Source organism: Tichowtungia aerotolerans, from assembly GCF_009905215.1.
Taxonomy (GTDB): Bacteria; Verrucomicrobiota; Kiritimatiellia; order Kiritimatiellales; family Tichowtungiaceae; genus Tichowtungia; species Tichowtungia aerotolerans.
The window spans coordinates 1105214-1121573 of the sequence record NZ_CP047593.1 but is presented as its reverse complement, the minus strand read 5'-3'; the positions used below and the strand labels follow the sequence as shown (position 1 = coordinate 1121573).

At 51.4% G+C, this 16360-nt stretch carries 13 protein-coding genes and 1 pseudogene; 10 read left to right on the top strand and 4 right to left on the bottom strand.

The window, feature by feature from the left end; all coding sequences use genetic code 11:
• The first annotated feature begins 51 nt into the window (after positions 1-51).
• The 3 genes and pseudogenes from GT409_RS04800 to GT409_RS04790 form a co-directional block, all read left to right on the top strand.
• Positions 52-222, top strand: coding sequence for a hypothetical protein (locus tag GT409_RS04800; protein ID WP_160627454.1), 171 nt, complete (start codon positions 52-54; stop codon positions 220-222).
• Positions 219-1088, top strand: coding sequence for an ORF6N domain-containing protein (locus tag GT409_RS04795; protein WP_160627451.1), 870 nt, complete (start codon positions 219-221; stop codon positions 1086-1088). Before GT409_RS04800 ends, GT409_RS04795 begins: the two co-directional genes overlap by 4 nt.
• A gap of 255 nt (positions 1089-1343) precedes the next feature.
• A pseudogene (locus GT409_RS04790) lies at positions 1344-1640 on the top strand (DUF2130 domain-containing protein); the annotation flags it as partial.
• Between the two features lie 183 nt (positions 1641-1823).
• On the opposite strand, the gene GT409_RS04785 reads toward GT409_RS04790, so the two are convergent.
• The 3 genes from GT409_RS04785 to GT409_RS04775 all read right to left on the bottom strand — a co-directional run bounded on the left by GT409_RS04785 (position 1824) and on the right by GT409_RS04775 (position 3640).
• Positions 1824-2033 (bottom strand): hypothetical protein, encoded by a 210-nt coding sequence (locus tag GT409_RS04785; protein ID WP_160627450.1) that lies wholly within the window; start codon positions 2031-2033, stop codon positions 1824-1826.
• Between the two features lie 190 nt (positions 2034-2223).
• On the bottom strand, positions 2224-2592 hold the full coding sequence (locus GT409_RS04780) for a hypothetical protein (RefSeq protein ID WP_160627448.1): 369 nt from the start codon (positions 2590-2592) through the stop codon (positions 2224-2226).
• 88 nt (positions 2593-2680) lie between these two features.
• Positions 2681-3640, bottom strand: coding sequence for a hypothetical protein (locus tag GT409_RS04775; RefSeq protein WP_160627446.1), 960 nt, complete (start codon positions 3638-3640; stop codon positions 2681-2683).
• Positions 3641-3784: 144 nt separating this feature from the next.
• On the opposite strand from GT409_RS04775, the gene GT409_RS04770 reads away from it, so the two are divergent.
• The 6 genes from GT409_RS04770 (at position 3785) to GT409_RS04745 (ending at position 14207) form a co-directional block, all read left to right on the top strand.
• A complete protein-coding gene (locus tag GT409_RS04770; RefSeq protein WP_160627444.1) occupies positions 3785-5971 on the top strand; it encodes a sialate O-acetylesterase in 2187 nt (728 codons plus the stop codon).
• Positions 5972-6169: 198 nt separating this feature from the next.
• Positions 6170-7036, top strand: coding sequence for an alpha/beta hydrolase (locus tag GT409_RS04765; RefSeq protein WP_160627442.1), 867 nt, complete (start codon positions 6170-6172; stop codon positions 7034-7036).
• 25 nt (positions 7037-7061) lie between these two features.
• A complete protein-coding gene (locus GT409_RS04760) occupies positions 7062-8144 on the top strand; it encodes a uroporphyrinogen decarboxylase family protein (RefSeq protein WP_160627440.1) in 1083 nt (360 codons plus the stop codon).
• A complete protein-coding gene (locus tag GT409_RS04755) occupies positions 8141-9721 on the top strand; it encodes an alpha-amylase family glycosyl hydrolase (protein ID WP_160627438.1) in 1581 nt (526 codons plus the stop codon). The genes GT409_RS04760 and GT409_RS04755 overlap by 4 nt, the downstream gene beginning before the upstream one ends.
• A 179-nt stretch (positions 9722-9900) precedes the next feature.
• Positions 9901-12315 (top strand): hypothetical protein, encoded by a 2415-nt coding sequence (locus GT409_RS04750; protein ID WP_160627436.1) that lies wholly within the window; start codon positions 9901-9903, stop codon positions 12313-12315.
• A 353-nt stretch (positions 12316-12668) separates the two neighbouring features.
• Complete coding sequence (locus GT409_RS04745) at positions 12669-14207, top strand: sigma-54-dependent Fis family transcriptional regulator (RefSeq protein WP_160627434.1); 1539 nt, start codon at positions 12669-12671, stop codon at positions 14205-14207.
• A gap of 23 nt (positions 14208-14230) precedes the next feature.
• Here the strand turns inward: GT409_RS04745 and GT409_RS04740 are convergent, their stop codons facing one another.
• A complete protein-coding gene (locus GT409_RS04740; protein ID WP_160627432.1) occupies positions 14231-15187 on the bottom strand; it encodes a helix-turn-helix domain-containing protein in 957 nt (318 codons plus the stop codon).
• 43 nt (positions 15188-15230) lie between these two features.
• On the opposite strand from GT409_RS04740, the gene GT409_RS04735 reads away from it, so the two are divergent.
• Positions 15231-16286, top strand: coding sequence for a uroporphyrinogen decarboxylase family protein (locus tag GT409_RS04735; protein WP_160627429.1), 1056 nt, complete (start codon positions 15231-15233; stop codon positions 16284-16286).
• Positions 16287-16360 lie beyond the last annotated feature (74 nt).

Below are 16360 nucleotides of genomic sequence, written 5' to 3'. Positions count from 1 at the left end.
TTCCGACGTTCTGCGGTTTGTTTGGGTGCGACAGGTGATTTCTCAATTTTGATGCCGTTTTGGTTTTTTGTGGGGGACTTCCCCACAAAGATTTTCAAAGTGAAGGTCTTTTATACGCATTTTGGTTATGACACAATGCCAGCCATGTTTTTGGCCGCTATGGACATGTTAAAGCCGCTGATCGTGCCGCTGGGTGCGGTGGTTCTAAAGGGTGAAATATGAACGAGCTGATCAAACAGGACGGGATTGCCGGGAAGATTTATCAGATCCGGGGCGTGCAGGTGATGCTTGACCGGGACTTAGCCGAGTTGTACGAAACAGAGACTCGCACTCTGAAACAGGCTGTAAAAAGAAATGCAGACAGGTTTCCTCCCGATTTTATGTTCGAACTTGGCGATGAGGATGTCGATCTGTTGGTGTCACAATCTGTGATACCTTCCAGAAAGCATCTGGGCGGTGCTGTTCCTTACGCGTTTACAGAACAAGGCGTATCTATGCTTTCCAGCATTCTGCGCACACCTCTTGCTGTTGATATCAGCATAAAGATTATGCGGGCGTTTGTGGAAATGCGGCGGTTTATTCAGAACAATGCCGAGTTGTTCTCTCGAATCGGCTCGCTGGAGTTGCGGCAGCTCCGAACCGAGAAAAAGGTCGATCAGGTGCTGGATGCCATCGGCACGCAGGAGCTGGAGCCGAAACAGGGCGTATTTTTCAACGGGCAGATTTTTGATGCCTATTCGTTTGTTTCCAAACTGGTGCGGCGTGCGAAGGAGTCGATTGTTCTGATCGACAACTATGTGGACGATTCCGTGCTGACCATGCTTTCCAAGCGCCGGAAAGGTGTCGCCGCGAAAATTTACTGCAAACGGTTCACCAAACAGCTCCAGCTGGATCTGGAAAAACACAATGCCCAGTATGAACCGGTTGAGCTCGTTCCGTTCGATGACGCTCATGACCGCTTTATGATTCTGGACGGCACGCGGGTGTATCACATCGGAGCTTCGCTCAAGGATCTCGGCAAAAAGTGGTTTGCGTTTTCTGAGATTGAAAAGGATGCGCTCAGCATCATTGAGCGGCTGCCTGAGTGATCAAGAGCAGGGTGTGTGAAAATGAAGGATTAGACCGGATAACAGGATGAACAGGATCGGGATATGTCGTTAGCTGTTGTGGAAATGTTAAAGCCGCTGATCGTGCCGTTGGGTGCGGTGGGAGAATCCAATTAACCGCAAAAGAACGCAAGGAACGCAAAAGCATTCATTTCACTCAAGCTGAAGTTGTGAAGGATGAGTTATGAATATCAAAATCAAGAACTGCAATAATATCGATTCCGCTAATATCTCACTAAGGCGCAGAATATTGACATCACAAATTTCGAAAGCGACCTCGACAAATTTAAGACTGCATTCGGGAGGAACTACGAATTGGCGTCCAGAAAATTCCAAACGGCAATTGATGAGATCGACAAGACCATAAAACATCTCCAGAAAACAAAGGAAGCTTTGCTCGGGTCGGAAAACAACCTTCGTCTTGCCAACAACAAGGCTCAGGATGTCACGATCAAGAAGTTGACTCGGAAGAATCCAACAATGGAAGCCATGTTTGAGCAGTTAAAGGATGACGAGTCTAACGAAGGTGAATAGCTCTTGATCTACAAGAGGTCAGCAGATTTGAAATTTTCTAATTTTCGACCGTCGGAAAAAGTGAATCCGGAGTTTTCCAATGTCTGAAAAACTCCGGCTTTTTGCTGTTCTAACCCTTGGAAAAATATGTGGCTGTCGAAACTTTCGGCTTATCGACCAGGTCGATCCTGCAGGGTTTGCCGTTCAGTCGGTTGTGATGTCGTGACCTAAGCGTTCACTCTCGAGCCAGATCAGGTCATCGGCAGTTGGGGTGCGGCCGTGATGGGTCGCTTCATATTCTGCGATTATCCTGCGAAAGTCTTCTGCATAGACCTGAATCAGTTCGAGCGTGTTGCCTTGCATCCTTCGGAATGCTTCTGCTTGAGCCCGGTTTTCTGCCATTCTAGGTGACATATCCTGTCCTCCTTCATCAGAGGTATTCTTTGATGAAGCAGAGACTCTTTTCAATCGAGGGCAAGATGATTTTTACGTCATCCAAAACACGTGAGTGGGCATCAGTAAAAAACTGATAGGGGGTTGTTTTGCTATTGGGAAGCCGGGTCCCAGGCCAAGCGATTTGTTTGCTGCGTCAGAGCGGCAGAAATTAATCTACGTTGATTTCCAGCTCTTGAGTTTTGGCACCTTTTTTGGGGCAGGAGCGTTCGGCGGTGAAAACGGCTCGGCCCTCTTTTTCGTATTTCACCCGAAAGGTACTTTCGTAGACGTTGCTTTTAACGGGTTTCCACTCGGACTGCTCAAGAACCTCGACGTTTTTGGTGTCGATTTGCGTCTTTTCCGGCGGAACGGAGCAGTTGCGGTGGATCTGGATAAACTGCACGGTGATCGTGTCTTCAGATCCTTTTTGAGGATGTTCCTGTCCGGATTGAATCTTCAGAACACATGCGGACGCGACCGGTGAGAGCAGGCTGGAAAACAGGGCAGCAGTTAACAGGCGTCTAACAGTTTTTTTCATGCGAACTCCTTATTTTGAGGGTATGGCTCAAATAACGGGAGGTCTGCCTGATTTATTGTTCCAGATCCGGAATCTTTTGTTTTGCGGATTACCCGTCGGCATAACGAACGGCGGCACGGACCGCTTCAAGGAGCTTGTCGCGCAGGGCCGTGATGCGGGAATCGTCGGATTCAAACAGGGCGAGCACTTCGTTGGGATCGATTTCGTTCGGCTCCCTGGCGGCCATTGCTTCGATCTGTCTGGCGAGCTCCGGTTTTTCCAATCCCTGGAAACGGATTTCCTGAGGAAGCACGTCGATCAGCTCGCGGTAGCTTTCAACCAGGTCACCGTACTGCTCGTTGGTTTCATAGCGGGTCATGATTTTTTCAGAAACGGCGTAGTGCTCGTATTTTTTTCCGGCGAGCAGGGCAAAAAACGATGCCGCCAGCTTCTGGGTGATTCCTTCTTCGCCGCCGACGGTCCTGCGCGGGAAGAGCAGTTTGGTGTATTTTTCGACCAGTACTTTTGTCAGCTGCTCAAACTGATGCACCGTCTCGGTCTTTGGCGGTTTTCCTCCAAGCAGTCCGACGACCTCTTCCTGCACGGCTTCGAGCTCGTCCAGTTTGAGCTCGGGGTCGACGACCAGGAACGTGTCGCCGCTTTTTTTATGTTCGTAGACGCGGACTTTCGTTTTGTCTTCCCGGGTCTGAACGTCCTTTTCAACCAGGATTTTTTTGCGTTCCAGCATGACTGCGAGGATGTAGATGGCGTTGATATCATCGGCATCCTCTTTGGCGATCATTTTGCGAAGCAGGGTTTCAGCACTCTCTTTTTTGACCACTTCCTGGGGCGGGGGCGGTGCGTGATAGACGCTTTTCCAGGCGCTGACGCCGTGATCAGGATTCTGCTCTTCCCAGCAGGCGAGGGAGTAGTCTTCACGAACATATTCGCCGTTTGCAAGCAGCAGGCGGGTCATGATTTCCTCGCCGTCTCCGAAGGCAATTCCGGTTCCCGCGCAGGCATCTGCACGTTTTTTGATCTGCCAGTTTTCTTCTTTTGCTGTAGCCATAGACCGCAGAAGGTACGGTGATCGGGCGCGTTTTTCAATGTAATTGCTACGCGGGCCGTCTCCAGAGAGGCCGGTTTGGGTTTTTATTATCTTAAATACGAAAATGCGTATTCCGAATTTCGGGGCAACTGAGATGATATCTGAATGAAAAATTTTTGGATTACTGGATCGGTGGCGGGATTTGTGTTCGGAGCGCTGGTTTGCTGCGGCTATGCCGAGTTGACGCTGGACCCGCTGTTTACATCAAAAATGGTTTTGCAGCGAAACCGGCCGGTTGCTGTTTACGGCACGGCGAATGCCGGAGATACGGTGACGGTGGAGTTTGCTCCCGTGTCAGGCCCCGGGCAGGCGGGGCAGGTTAAAACGGCGGTCGCCGATTCTTCCAGACATTGGAAAGTATTCCTCGATCCCATGCCGGCATCTACCAAACCTTGGAAAATGACGATTCGTTCGTCGACAGACCCGCTGCCGCAGGAATTCGATGATGTGCTGGTTGGAGATGTGTGGCTGTGCGCCGGACAGTCCAATATGGCGTCAGTGATGAAAAACTATCCGGCGCTGAAGGATGATATTCGGGAAATGAATAATGGCCTGGTTCGTCTTTTTAAGACAAAACATGAAGGGGTCGGTTGTGCGGAGCTTTCGGATGTTGTTGTTCCCGGCGCGGCGCTGAGAGGTTCCTGGCAGGCTCTGAGTCCGGAGTTTGCGGCGGAGTTTTCCGCGACGGCCTGCTTCTTCGGCCGGGCTTTGCAGCCGCAGGCCGGGGTGCCGGTTGGGCTGCTTTATGCCAACCGCGGCGGAACGCAGGTGAACATGTGGCTGCCGCTGGATGTGATGCAGAGGAAGCCGGAGCTGTACGGACGGTTTCTGGACAGAAGCTGGCCGGAGTGGACTCCCCGCCCTCAGGGCAATCCAGGGGCTGTTCGCGCTCCGTCGTATCTTTACAACGGAACTATCCATCCGCTGATCCGTTATGCCATTCGCGGGGCCATCTGGTATCAGGGCGAATCTGATGCCATGTTCGCCGGCGATTATCCGGCAATGATTAAGGATCTGATCGGCAGCTGGCGCGAAGCGTGGGGATATGAATTCCCATTTTTATGTGTTCAACTGGCTCCATATGGAGCTGTGGTCTGGGACAACTCCGGTGAATCCTGGGCATGGCAGCGGGAAGCCCAGATGGCGGCACTGGACCTTCCGAAAACAGAACTTGCGGTCATCACAGATGCGGGGGAATTCAAGGATATTCATCCCCAGAATAAACGGCCGGTCGGGGAGCGGCTGGCACTGTTGGCAGCCTCGCTGGATGATCCATCGGTTCCCGCCCGCAGTCCGGTGATGCAATCGGTTCGTTTCCAACAAGGAAAAGCCGGCGTTACGTTTTCAAATACGGAGGACGGACTCGAAGTTCGCCGTCTTTCAATGAATCGGAATGAACGTATGCGGCCCGGGGATGATCCTGAGGCTTTTGTGGTTCCTGCTGATGTGTTGAGTGGGTTTGAGATCTGTGGAAAGGACCGGCATTTCAAAAGAGCACAGGCTGTTTTGACTGGGCCGGATACCGTCTGTGTTTGGTCGGATGAGGTTCCCTCTCCGGTCGCCGTCCGCTATGGCTGGGCGAATTTCCCGCTCTGCAACCTGTATAACAGTGTTGGACTGCCGGCGTCTCCGTTTCGGTCGGACTCGTTTGAAATGCCTGATTTTAGTGCAATGCCTGATTTCGAGGAGTCTGCTTTCGGGAGCCAATATTCGAAACAGTTGGTTGGAGATCATTTTGATGAGACATTGTCCGGTTGGCGAAAAAGCTCCCCGGATCTTCGGGTGGAACAGTTGGATGGCCGGCTTGGAATCTATCTGCCGAACGGGAAGAACGAGTCATTGCTGTCAACCGGGCAGGCTGATTCGGGAAAACGCTTCCGTGTGCAGACGGATCTGAAAGTTCTTTCGCCACGCGTTTGGGGGGGCGTGGTGTTTAATTGTACGTCACCGAATGATTACTATGTTTTTCGGTTTTGTTCCGGAACGGTTCAGGCGCAGTTTATTCATTACATCAACAAGTCTCCGCGTGTGCTGCAGAGTTTTGAGTCCTCAAAACCGTTTGCTGCGAATACGGTATATCGCATGGAGGTTCTGGCCCGGCCGAATGATCCGTATGGAGATGGCGCCTATTTATTCAAGGTGATAAACCCGGCGGCTCAGGAGACCCTGCTGCGCGGAGCGCGAATCGATTTTGGCGGCGGCATGCCGGGCGGAGCCGCCGGCTGCTATATTGGAACGCCCTCGACTCGTTCGTTCTTTACATATGATCATTTCATTTTTGATGTGGAATAAATCTTCCTGCAGGGCGGAGGTTTGTTGAGATAAAGAATTACAAGTATATGCGGAATTGTTTTTATGCAGCAGGCTGCCGGTTCGGGATTGTCTGCGGTGTCGGGTGACGTATCCACGAAGGTTTTTGAGCGGGTCCATCGCCTTATGGGTTCTGAGCGCAGAAGAACTGATTAATTGTGAGCTAATGTGATGGAGAACATGATGAATCATACAATCACGGTATTGCTGGTGGCCGCATTGTCATTCTCTGCATCGGCATACCCGCGGTTGAATGACAGGTTTTCAATTTCGGCCGGCGAAGACAGCGTTGTGTCTTTTAAGGAGTTCCGCGGATCCTTTCATTTAACCGCAAATATTGCGACTCCTGCAGACTGGACGATTCACGATGAGCGTCTCTGTCTGATTATGTGGCATGGCGGAGGCTGGCAGGGCGGCAGCATCAGTCAGTATGCCGCCGCGGCGAAGTTTTTTTCGGCCAGGGGGGCGGTGGTGATTCGTCCGGAGTATCGGATGTCTTCCACATTTTCAGGAACCACTCCGGTGGAATCAACAGAAGATGCGCTGTCCCTTGCTGCCTGGGTTCTGATGCATGCCGGACGGCTCGGTGTCGATACGAACAGGATTGTGGTTTGCGGCAGTTCTGCAGGCGGTCAGCTGGCCGCCGCTACGGTGATGTCGACCCACTGTGCCTCATTGGCTCCCGGGATTGAAAAGTTCAGGCCGGCAGCCTATCTGCTGAATTTCCCGGCGCTGGATCTTTCAAGGATCGGTTACGCGGTTAAGGTCATCAATGATGCAGAAAAACTGCACGCTGTGTCGCCGGTTGATCATATTCGTGCCGGGCTGGCTCCGATGGTTATCTATCAGGGAACAGCAGATTCCATTATTCAGATGGACTGGTGCCGTGCTTTTCAGGAACGCTATCAGGCACATGGAAACAAATGCACAATAATTTCTTTTGATGGTGCCAAACACAGCTTTTATAATTTTGAGCCGTACACGGAGCAGGTGAATCAGATGATGGCTGCGTTTCTAATGGAACAGGGGCTTTTTGCGGTGAAGTAATTCAGATTTTCATGGAGGGAATTGGATGTCCGGGAAAAACTGGCGGTCAAAAGAGCGTGTGTTGGCGGCAATCAGTCATGAACTGCCGGATCGGGTTCCGATTAACTATTTTGCCAATGCGGATATTGACCGCCGGCTGAAAGATCATTTCGGCCTGGCGCCCGATGACGACCTCGGTCTGCGCGAAACGCTGAATGTGGATATTCTGGGGGTAGCGCCGGAGTATAAGGGCCCGGCGCTGCATTCGCCGATTGAAGGACGTAAAGTCAATGAATTGGGGATTCGTACCCGCTGGGTTGAGCACGGCAGCGGCGGTTATTGGGATTACTGCGATTTTCCGCTCAAGGATGCTCCGGAGGAACTGTTCGAAACGTGGCCGCTTCCCAGTCCGGATGATTATGATTTATCGAATGTGCTGCATGTTTGCCGGGAACATTCGGATAAATTTCTGGCGTTGGGGCATCCGGGTGTGGCTGATATCATTAATCGTTCCGGCATGCTGGCCGGGATGGAGGATGTGCTGATTTATTTGGCTGAAAGGGATGATGCCTTTCTGAATTTCATCGACCGCCTGAATGCACTGCAGCTCGGCTGGATTGAGCGAACGCTGGATGCAGCGGACGGGGCCATTGATATGCTTTGGATGGGCGAGGATCTCGGCACACAGATTGCGCCGATCATCAGTCTCGACATGTATCGGGAACTGATTCGTCCGCGACATCAGAAATTTATTGATCTGGCCAGGTCCTATGATTTGAAAGTAATGGTTCACAGTTGCGGTTCCAGCAGTGGTTTTTTCAATGATTTTATTGAAATGGGCATTGATGTGGTGGACACCCTTCAGCCGGAAGCCGCTAAGATGGCGCCGGAATATCTCAAGAAAGCCTATGGTGAAAAACTGGCGTTCCATGGCTGTATTTCCACGGCAGGACCGCTGGCGTCCGGCACGGTGGAAGATGTTACAGCCGACTGTCGCCATGTGCTGGAAACCATGATGCCGGATGGTGGTTACTGCTTTGCACCGACGCATTGTATTCAGGACAATTCTCCAACGGAGAATGTGCTGGCGATGTATGATGCTGTCCTGAAATTCGGAACGTATTCATGAAACACTATCCTGATTGGCTTAATGGTGCGGTGATTTATAATATATTTCCTGCTTCGTTTTATGATTCCAACAGCGACGGAATCGGTGATCTTCCGGGAATTATTGAAAAGCTGGATTATATTCAGTCGCTGGGTGTCAACCTGGTCTGGATCAACCCGATCTATGACTCCCCGTTTCAGGACGGCGGCTATGATGTGCGCGATTATTATCAAGTGGCCGGGCGATACGGGAAAAACGGAGATGTCACCCGGCTTTGCCGTGAAGCAAAAAAGCGCGGACTGCGCATCATGCTGGATCTGATCCCCGGGCATACATCCATTGAGCATCCATGGTTCAAAGCATCTGCATCCGGGGAGAAGACCATTTATGACAATCGGTATATCTGGACTGATCATATTTTTCGTCGTGCGCCCGGAGGGTTCATTGGAGGAGATACCGAGCGGAGCGGAAAATATATGGTGAACTTTTTTTCGTTTCAGCCGGCACTCAATTATGGATATCTGAGTCCAGCCGAGCCATGGCAGCTTCCGATTGATCATCCCGATTGCGTCGCAACGCGCAATGAACTGAAGAAGATCATGGACTTCTGGTTGAAGAAAGGAGTCAGCGGATTTCGGGTGGATCTGGCCAATACGCTGGTGAAGGACGATGTAAACTGCCGAGGGCTCAAAATCATTTATTCGGATTTGCGCAGATGGATGGAGGAGCACTGGCCGGAAGCCGTCCTGCTGGCTGAATGGTCGGAGCCGAAAGACGCGATCCGCTGCGGGTTTCACATGGATTTCATGCTGCACAGTACCAAGGCCTACAGTTCCCTCTTTCGGCTGGAGCGAAGTGCGGATGTAATTCCCGATGGACGTGATGGGCACAGTTTTTTTCGTCAAGAAGGAAAGGGGAGCTGCAGTTCGTTTTTTGAGTATCTGCAGACCCAGCTGCGTGCAATAAATAAACGAGGCCTGATCGCAATGCCGACCGGTAATCACGATCTGCCGCGCATTTCGTTTGGTCGGACGCAGGCGGAGTTGAAAATTGCTTACGGGTTTATTTTCACGTTGCCTGTAATCCCCGCGCTGTATTACGGCGATGAAATCGGTATGAAGAATCTAACGGAGTCTCCGAATCGTGAAGGGGCTTATTTGCGGGCGGGATGTCGAACCCCGATGCAGTGGGATCGTTCTGAAAATACCGGCTTTTCCAAAGCACCCGTGAAGCAGCTGTATCTTCCAGTAGATCCGAAAGGTCCTGTTGTTGAAGACCAGAATACGGCGGAAAACTCATTGCTCCGATTTGTGCGGCGCCTGGTTGAATTACGAAAAACAATGCCGGCACTGCATCCGTGCGCAAAGCTGGAAGTGGTTCATGCATCTGAAAGCTGTGCGGCCTATTTACGAAAGCGCGGGCGGCAGACGCTTTTGATTGTGCTTAACCCTGCGAACAAAGAGACCTTGGTGCGCGTGCCGGCTCTGGGGCACTTGGAGGAGGTTGAAAGTGCCGGTACAATATATGTTTCAGAAAAGTCTGAAAATATATCTATCCAAATCGGCCCCGTATCTTTTTATCTCTTCAACGTAATCTGATAGATCTCTGAAGTATCTTTTTTTACGAAAATGCAGTTTAAATAGGGGTTTTTTCAGCGTTTGGAAATCATTAGCTAAAAACCGTAAATGCATATAGCGGATTTCCTCGCAAAGACTATCCTTAAATCAATCCTCGGCAATAGGATTGTTTCTTGTTCATATAATTAAGGAGGTCCAGAATGAAGAGATTCCTCGCATTCATTGTGATGTTTGGTTTAACAGTTGCATGGGTTCAGGCAGATTGGTTTGTGGATGATTTTGAGCGCGCAGATACGACGTTTACGAATGATGCCAGCGTGGCAATTGGCGATGGTTATGTGCTGATGCAGCTTGCGGGTGATCAGCAGACGATCGCAAAGATCACCTCCGGACGTGTGGAGTTTTCCCAGACAGATGGAACCGATCCTGCAAAGAATATTATTCTTTATAATTCCAACATTAAGCTGGCCAATGCGCAGCCCAATGAATCATTTACGGTTGAAGGGGATATCCAAACGATTAATGTCGCCAACGGTTCCTCGCTTCAGGGGTTGGCTTTCAATGTTCAGCCCGATGGCAGCTTTTATGCGGCTCGAATCGACACAGGTACTAATGATACAACCGTTTTGCAGTTTGTTCGTGCCAACAGCGAAGGGGGTATTGCACAGTTTACTACGGTTGCCAACTCTGTGCCGTTGGCCACAAATACAGTTTATCACCTCAAAATATCATCCTTGGAGCCCGGTGCATTCACTTATGAGCTGACCGGCCCGGATCTGGACGGCGGCCAGCTGGTTGGAGCGGCTCAGGAAACGTCGTTGAAGCTCGAAAATGGCTATGCCGGTTTCTTTGCTTCTGCATCATTCGGAACGGAAGAGTATGCGTTTGATAATCTATCCATCGAAACGACAGTCGGTGATGTCGGCTCCTTCGTGGACAGTTATACCCGGTCGCAAACCGTTTTCAGCACCAATGCTGCCGAGTCGATCGGTCCGGGATATGTGATGAAGCAGCTGGGTGGAGATAAAATCGCCACCTCCCGCATACTGAGTTACAAGATTCAGTTATCCCAGCTTTCCGGTTCTGTGAATGCAAATAATGTCTACTTTTACTATACCGGTGCGGAAATGCAGAACAGCGGTTCTAATCAGATCAGTATTGTCGAAGGGGACATTGATACGCATTCAGCTGCTGCCGGATCGCTTCTTTATGGTCTGGTGTTTAATGTTCAGCCGGATGGCAGTCACTACATTGCCCGCATCAATACAGGTACCACTACTGTTCTGCAGTTTCTTCGGGTGACCAGTGCCGGCGCCATTACATCCTTCAGTACAGCTGATAATTCCACCACATTGGCTCTCAGCAGTACCTATCATATGAAGATAGAAACGTTTTCGCCCGGTTCTTTCCGGTATACACTGACCGGTCCCGGTCTGGATGGCGGTGCGTTGTCCGGGATGGTGCAGGATACAGCACTTAAGCTGGCTGATGGCTATGCCGGATTCCATGCAAGTGGCGCAAACGTCACCCCGAGGTTTGACAGCCTGTCCGTCAAAAACATCACCGTGGGAGAAGATGCCGGTTGGGTGGATGATTTTACCAGTTCTGTGGCGTATGGAACATTTGATTCGGATGCGTCGGTCTCGATCGGCGATGGTTATGTATTAAGCAAATCATCCGGAGATATAACCCCGACTGCTCGAATTATGTTAAATGCGGTTCAGCTGAGTCAGGAGGGATCCGGTGATGCTGCTAATGATATTGTGCTGCGTTATTCAGGAGTGGAGACACTAAATGCCGCACCCGAAAAATCATTTGTCGTCGAAGGAGATCTCAATACTGTAAATGCGGTTAACTCTAGTCTTTTTAACGGGTTGGCTTTCAATGTTCAGTCGGATGGAAGCTTCTATGCGGCCCGTATTAACACAGGCACGACAAATGTACTGCAGTTCATTCGGGTGACCAGCGCAGGGGCGGTTGTTTCGTTCGGAGTCGTGCCCAATACGGTTAAGCTTTCAATTAACAGTTGGTATCACCTCAAGATTGAATCGGAGGAGGCCGGCGTCTTTAAATACCGCCTGACCGGCCCGGATCTGGATGGCGGCGTGTTGACCGGAACTGCCACGGACACAGTGCTTAGGCTCGAGGATGGAACGGCCGGATTCTATGCCTCGAAGATCAGCACGCAGTACCTGTTCGACAATCTTTCCATCGGTACCTATACAACCGAAATTCTGGCCGGCTATGACTCATGGGCTGCCGGATGGGGTGTTGATCTCGGCGCAATGACTGCTGACTACGACGGCGACAAGATCAGCAATCTTGCCGAATACGCCCTGGGTGGAGATCCGACCAATGCGCTGGACGGGGGTGAAGCTCCAAGCTTCACGTTGGATGGTTCCGGGATAACGTATGTTTATCCGCAGCGGTCCGATGACGACACGCTGACATATTTGCTGAAGATCACCGACGATCTGGTTGGCGGAGCCTGGTCCAATGCCGGATACAGCGTAATCAATACCAATATAACGGGTGGCACGCTGGACTATGTGACCAACACGGTATCGGTCACTGATCCGCAGCTCTTCATCAAACTGGAAGTACAGCAGGATTAACCTCGAGGAACTCAATCCGATCGAAACCGGAAGGGGCGGAATGTCGCCCCTTCCGGTTTTTTTTGAAGACCTGGGCGCAGTGTTTGCAACGTCCGGTTTTTCGTTGTGAAATATGTTGGGCTGCAGTCGTCCTGTGACATCCTGTTTGCGGCAGGTTAATGATGGCCGTTTTCGAAAAAACGCGCACCTATGTGCCGGTTCGTGTCGCGGCATTTTTCAATGCCCTGAAAAATCCAGCTTCTGAGCAGGCTTTTTTGAAAATATATTATATTACTTGAATTGATAGCCTCAGGGATGTACAAAATTGTACTTTGTATGCTTTTGAAAAACAAATTTGAATTTACGGTGGTGCTATGACGCAAAGTGAAAAAGAACTGGAGATTCTCTATCAGATCTCTCAGGTGGCAATGACCCGTCCCCATACGGTTTCGGAGCTGATGGTCGAGGTGCTCGACATTATGGAAACGGAAATGGGAGTGTCACGCGGAACGTTGACGCTGCGCAAGCCGGATACGGATGTGTTTATTATTGAGGCTTCGCGTGGCCTGACACCAAAAGAGGAAACTCGCGGAGAGTACCACGAGGGGGAAGGTGTTACTGGGTATGTGGCGAAAACCGGAAAATCAGCGCTGATTCCGGATATTACCAAAGATCCTCGGTTTTTAAACCGCACGAAATCCCGTGTTCCGGCGAAACAGACCGCCTTTATCTGTGTTCCGATTGTCCATCAGAAAAACATCATCGGAACGATGAGTATCGACCTGACCATCACAACGGATCCGGACGAGCTGCGCAATTATCAGCGGTTTCTGGAACTGGTCGCCAATATTCTGGCGGAGGCGGTTGCCGGTATCCGCGAGGCCATTGAAGAGCGCTCCAGCCTGATTTCAGAAAACGAACGTCTGCGCCGCCAGTTGGGTGATCGGTATCGCATGCACAATATTATTGGGAACTGCGGCGCAATGCGCTCTGTTTACGAACAAATCGTGCAGGTGGCCGACAGTTCTGCCACTGTGCTGATTCGCGGAGAAAGCGGAACCGGTAAGGAGCTCGTTGCCCGTGCCATCCATTACGGTGGCGAACGGCGCAATAATGCGTTTGTGAGCGTCAACTGCGCAGCGCTGCCGGAAAACCTGATCGAAAGCGAACTGTTTGGGCACGAGAAGGGAGCATTTACCGGCGCAACCCAGCAGCGCAAAGGCCGCTTCGAAATGGCCAATGGAGGAACGATTTTCCTCGATGAGATCGGCGATATTTCCCCGGCCGTTCAGGTGCGGCTGCTGCGCGTTTTGCAGGAACGTACGTTTGAGCGTGTCGGCAGCAATGAAAACATACCCGTTAATGTCCGGGTGCTGGCTGCAACCAGCCGCAACCTCGAAGAAGAGATCGAAAAGAACGTTTTCCGTGAAGATCTGTACTACCGCCTGAATGTTTTCCCGATCATTCTTCCGTCACTGCGTGAACGCCGCAGCGATATCATGCTTCTGGTGGATCATTTCCTTCAGAAATACAGCGAAATGTACGGCAAGAACATCAAACGCATTTCCACCTCGGCCATTAACATGATGATGGCCTATCACTGGCCGGGTAATGTCCGCGAGCTGGAAAACTGCGTGGAGCGTGCCGTGCTCACCGCGTCTGATGATGTGATTCACGGCTACAACCTGCCGCCGTCCCTGCAGACCAGTGACGAAACGCAGACCTCTATTTTCCCGCGCGATGGTGCAGACCTCAAAACCATGGTCGAGAGCTACGAAAAAGAGATCATCATCGATGCGCTCAAGAAGCACCGCGGCAACGCGGCGGCCAGTGCACGTTATCTCAACACCACCCAGCGCATTATCAACTACCGCATTCAGAAGCTGGGCGTTCGCCCGGAAGAGTACAAGTAGCGCGCCGGTTTTCTTCGGGATCATCAGGGGGCATGGCCATTGCGGTATGCGGTGGGCGCTCGACCGATCGCTTTGCGGAAAGCGCGCGAAAAGTTGTGGATATTCGTAAAGCCGAGCCGATCGGCGATTTCGGAAACGGAGAGTTCAGAATAAACCAGTGCGTCGCACGCGGCTTTCATCTTGGCTGCCTGGCGGGCTTCTCGCGGGCTGTGACCGAAGTGCTCGCGGAAGAGTTTCCGGAAATGCGTTGAGCTCAGCCCGTACTGCCGGGACAGAATTTCAAGGTTCAGCGTTTCGTTCATCTGGATCTGCTGCATGGCATTTTCGACTGCCCGGATCTGCCGGTTGCTCAAAGAGGAAGCCTGTTGCGCTTCCATGAGATGCCCGGTCAGCTGGAGAACGAGCCCGGCGATGGTCAGGCGGCTTGTCTGTGTCCGGTTGTATTCAAAAACAATTTTTCGCAGCAGTTCGGTCACGCGGGTCTGGTTGCCGGCATCCAGTTTTCCGCACCAGTTGCGCAGTATTGAATCGTCGAGCGGCGGATGAATACGGTCTTTCCACCGGCTCAGGTCAACGGTGCCGGCTGGAATGCTGGCGCTCCAGTGGCTTCGCTTCGGATCATAGATCAGATCAAAATGAATGTATTGAAGTTTTGTTCCCGGGGCATCGCCGCGCATTTCGTGCAGCGTGTTCGGCGGAATCCAGATGAGATCGCCTGTATTGATATTGAATGTCTCATCCGCAACGGTGAAGCGGCCGGTGCCTCGCAGAATGTGGACCAGCAGGAAGTCGAACAGTTTTCGTTCTTTCAGGTGCCATGTTTCCCGAAAAACCTCGTTGGCTTCCCGGACATACGGACAGAGTGCGCCGAATCGCTGCTGTCCCTTTAAATCCGGCGGGGTGTGCGGCAGTTCTCCCGGGATCTTCGCTTTTGTCGAAAATGATACATTTTTAACCATAATAGCTAAATACATGATCATTATAGCTGTTGTAAAAATTAAAAATGACAAACAGGAGATTTGAGTGAAACCGTTTGAGCCGAATTACAAACACCTTGTGGACGCCGCATATAACCGGGAAGCGGAGCGCCTGCCGCTGTATGAACACGGATTCGACCCCGGCGTGGTTGAGAGCATCATTAATGAACCGGTTGTGCCGCTGCTGTCTGGAAGTTACAGCGACAAAATCGAAGCCTTTCGCCGTGTTGCCAAAGTGGCGGTTCAGCTTGGCTACGACATGCTCCCGTTTGAAGGAGTCATTGTTGCCATCGTTCAGGGCGGGCGAGGGCTGTGCGGGCAGGGCGAGGTGCTGATCGACTCCATGGACGCTCTGCATGCGTATCCGTGGGATAAAAAACTGCAGGAATACATTCAGCATTTCAGCGAATATTTTGATGCAGTGCGCGAGGCCCTGCCGGAAGGCATGAAAGCCGTCGGCGGCGCCGGGAGCGGCATGTTCGAAACCATGCAGGACTTTGTTCCGTTTCAGGAACTGGCTTTCCTGCAGGTCGATGAACCGGAAGTGTATGAAGCATTGTGGAAACAGATCGGGGATCTCGAATTCAGAATCTGGCAATGGGTGATGGAAAATTATGCCGACTGCTTCGCCGTTTGTCGTTTTGGCGATGATCTTGGCTTCCGCTCTGCCACCCTTTTGCAGCCGGCCGACATCCGCAAGTACATCCTTCCGCAGTACAAACGAATCGTTGATCTGGTGCACTCATACAGCAAACCGTTCCTCCTGCACTCCTGTGGAAAAATCTATGAAGTGATGGATGACATCATCGATCACGTCGGCATCGATGCCAAACACTCAAACGAGGATGCCATCGATCCCTTTGATGTCTGGGTCGAAAAATACGGCGATCGCATCGGCAACTTCGGCGGTGTCGAAATGAACATTATGACGCTCAATACGCCGGAAGAAGTCCGAACCTATGTGCTGGATCTGCTGGAGCGCATTGCCACCGGCAGCGGCGGCATCGCCATCGGGACCGGCAATCAGATTTCTTCTTATACAAAACCGGAAAACTGGATTGCTATGTGCAACGCCGTGCGTGAATTCCGCGGTGACCGCTAGGGGGCATATGCGCCGCAGGCATCTCTGCCGGCCTTAAGCGGGCAGATTCCTGATATTTCCAGGGTTTGGACATT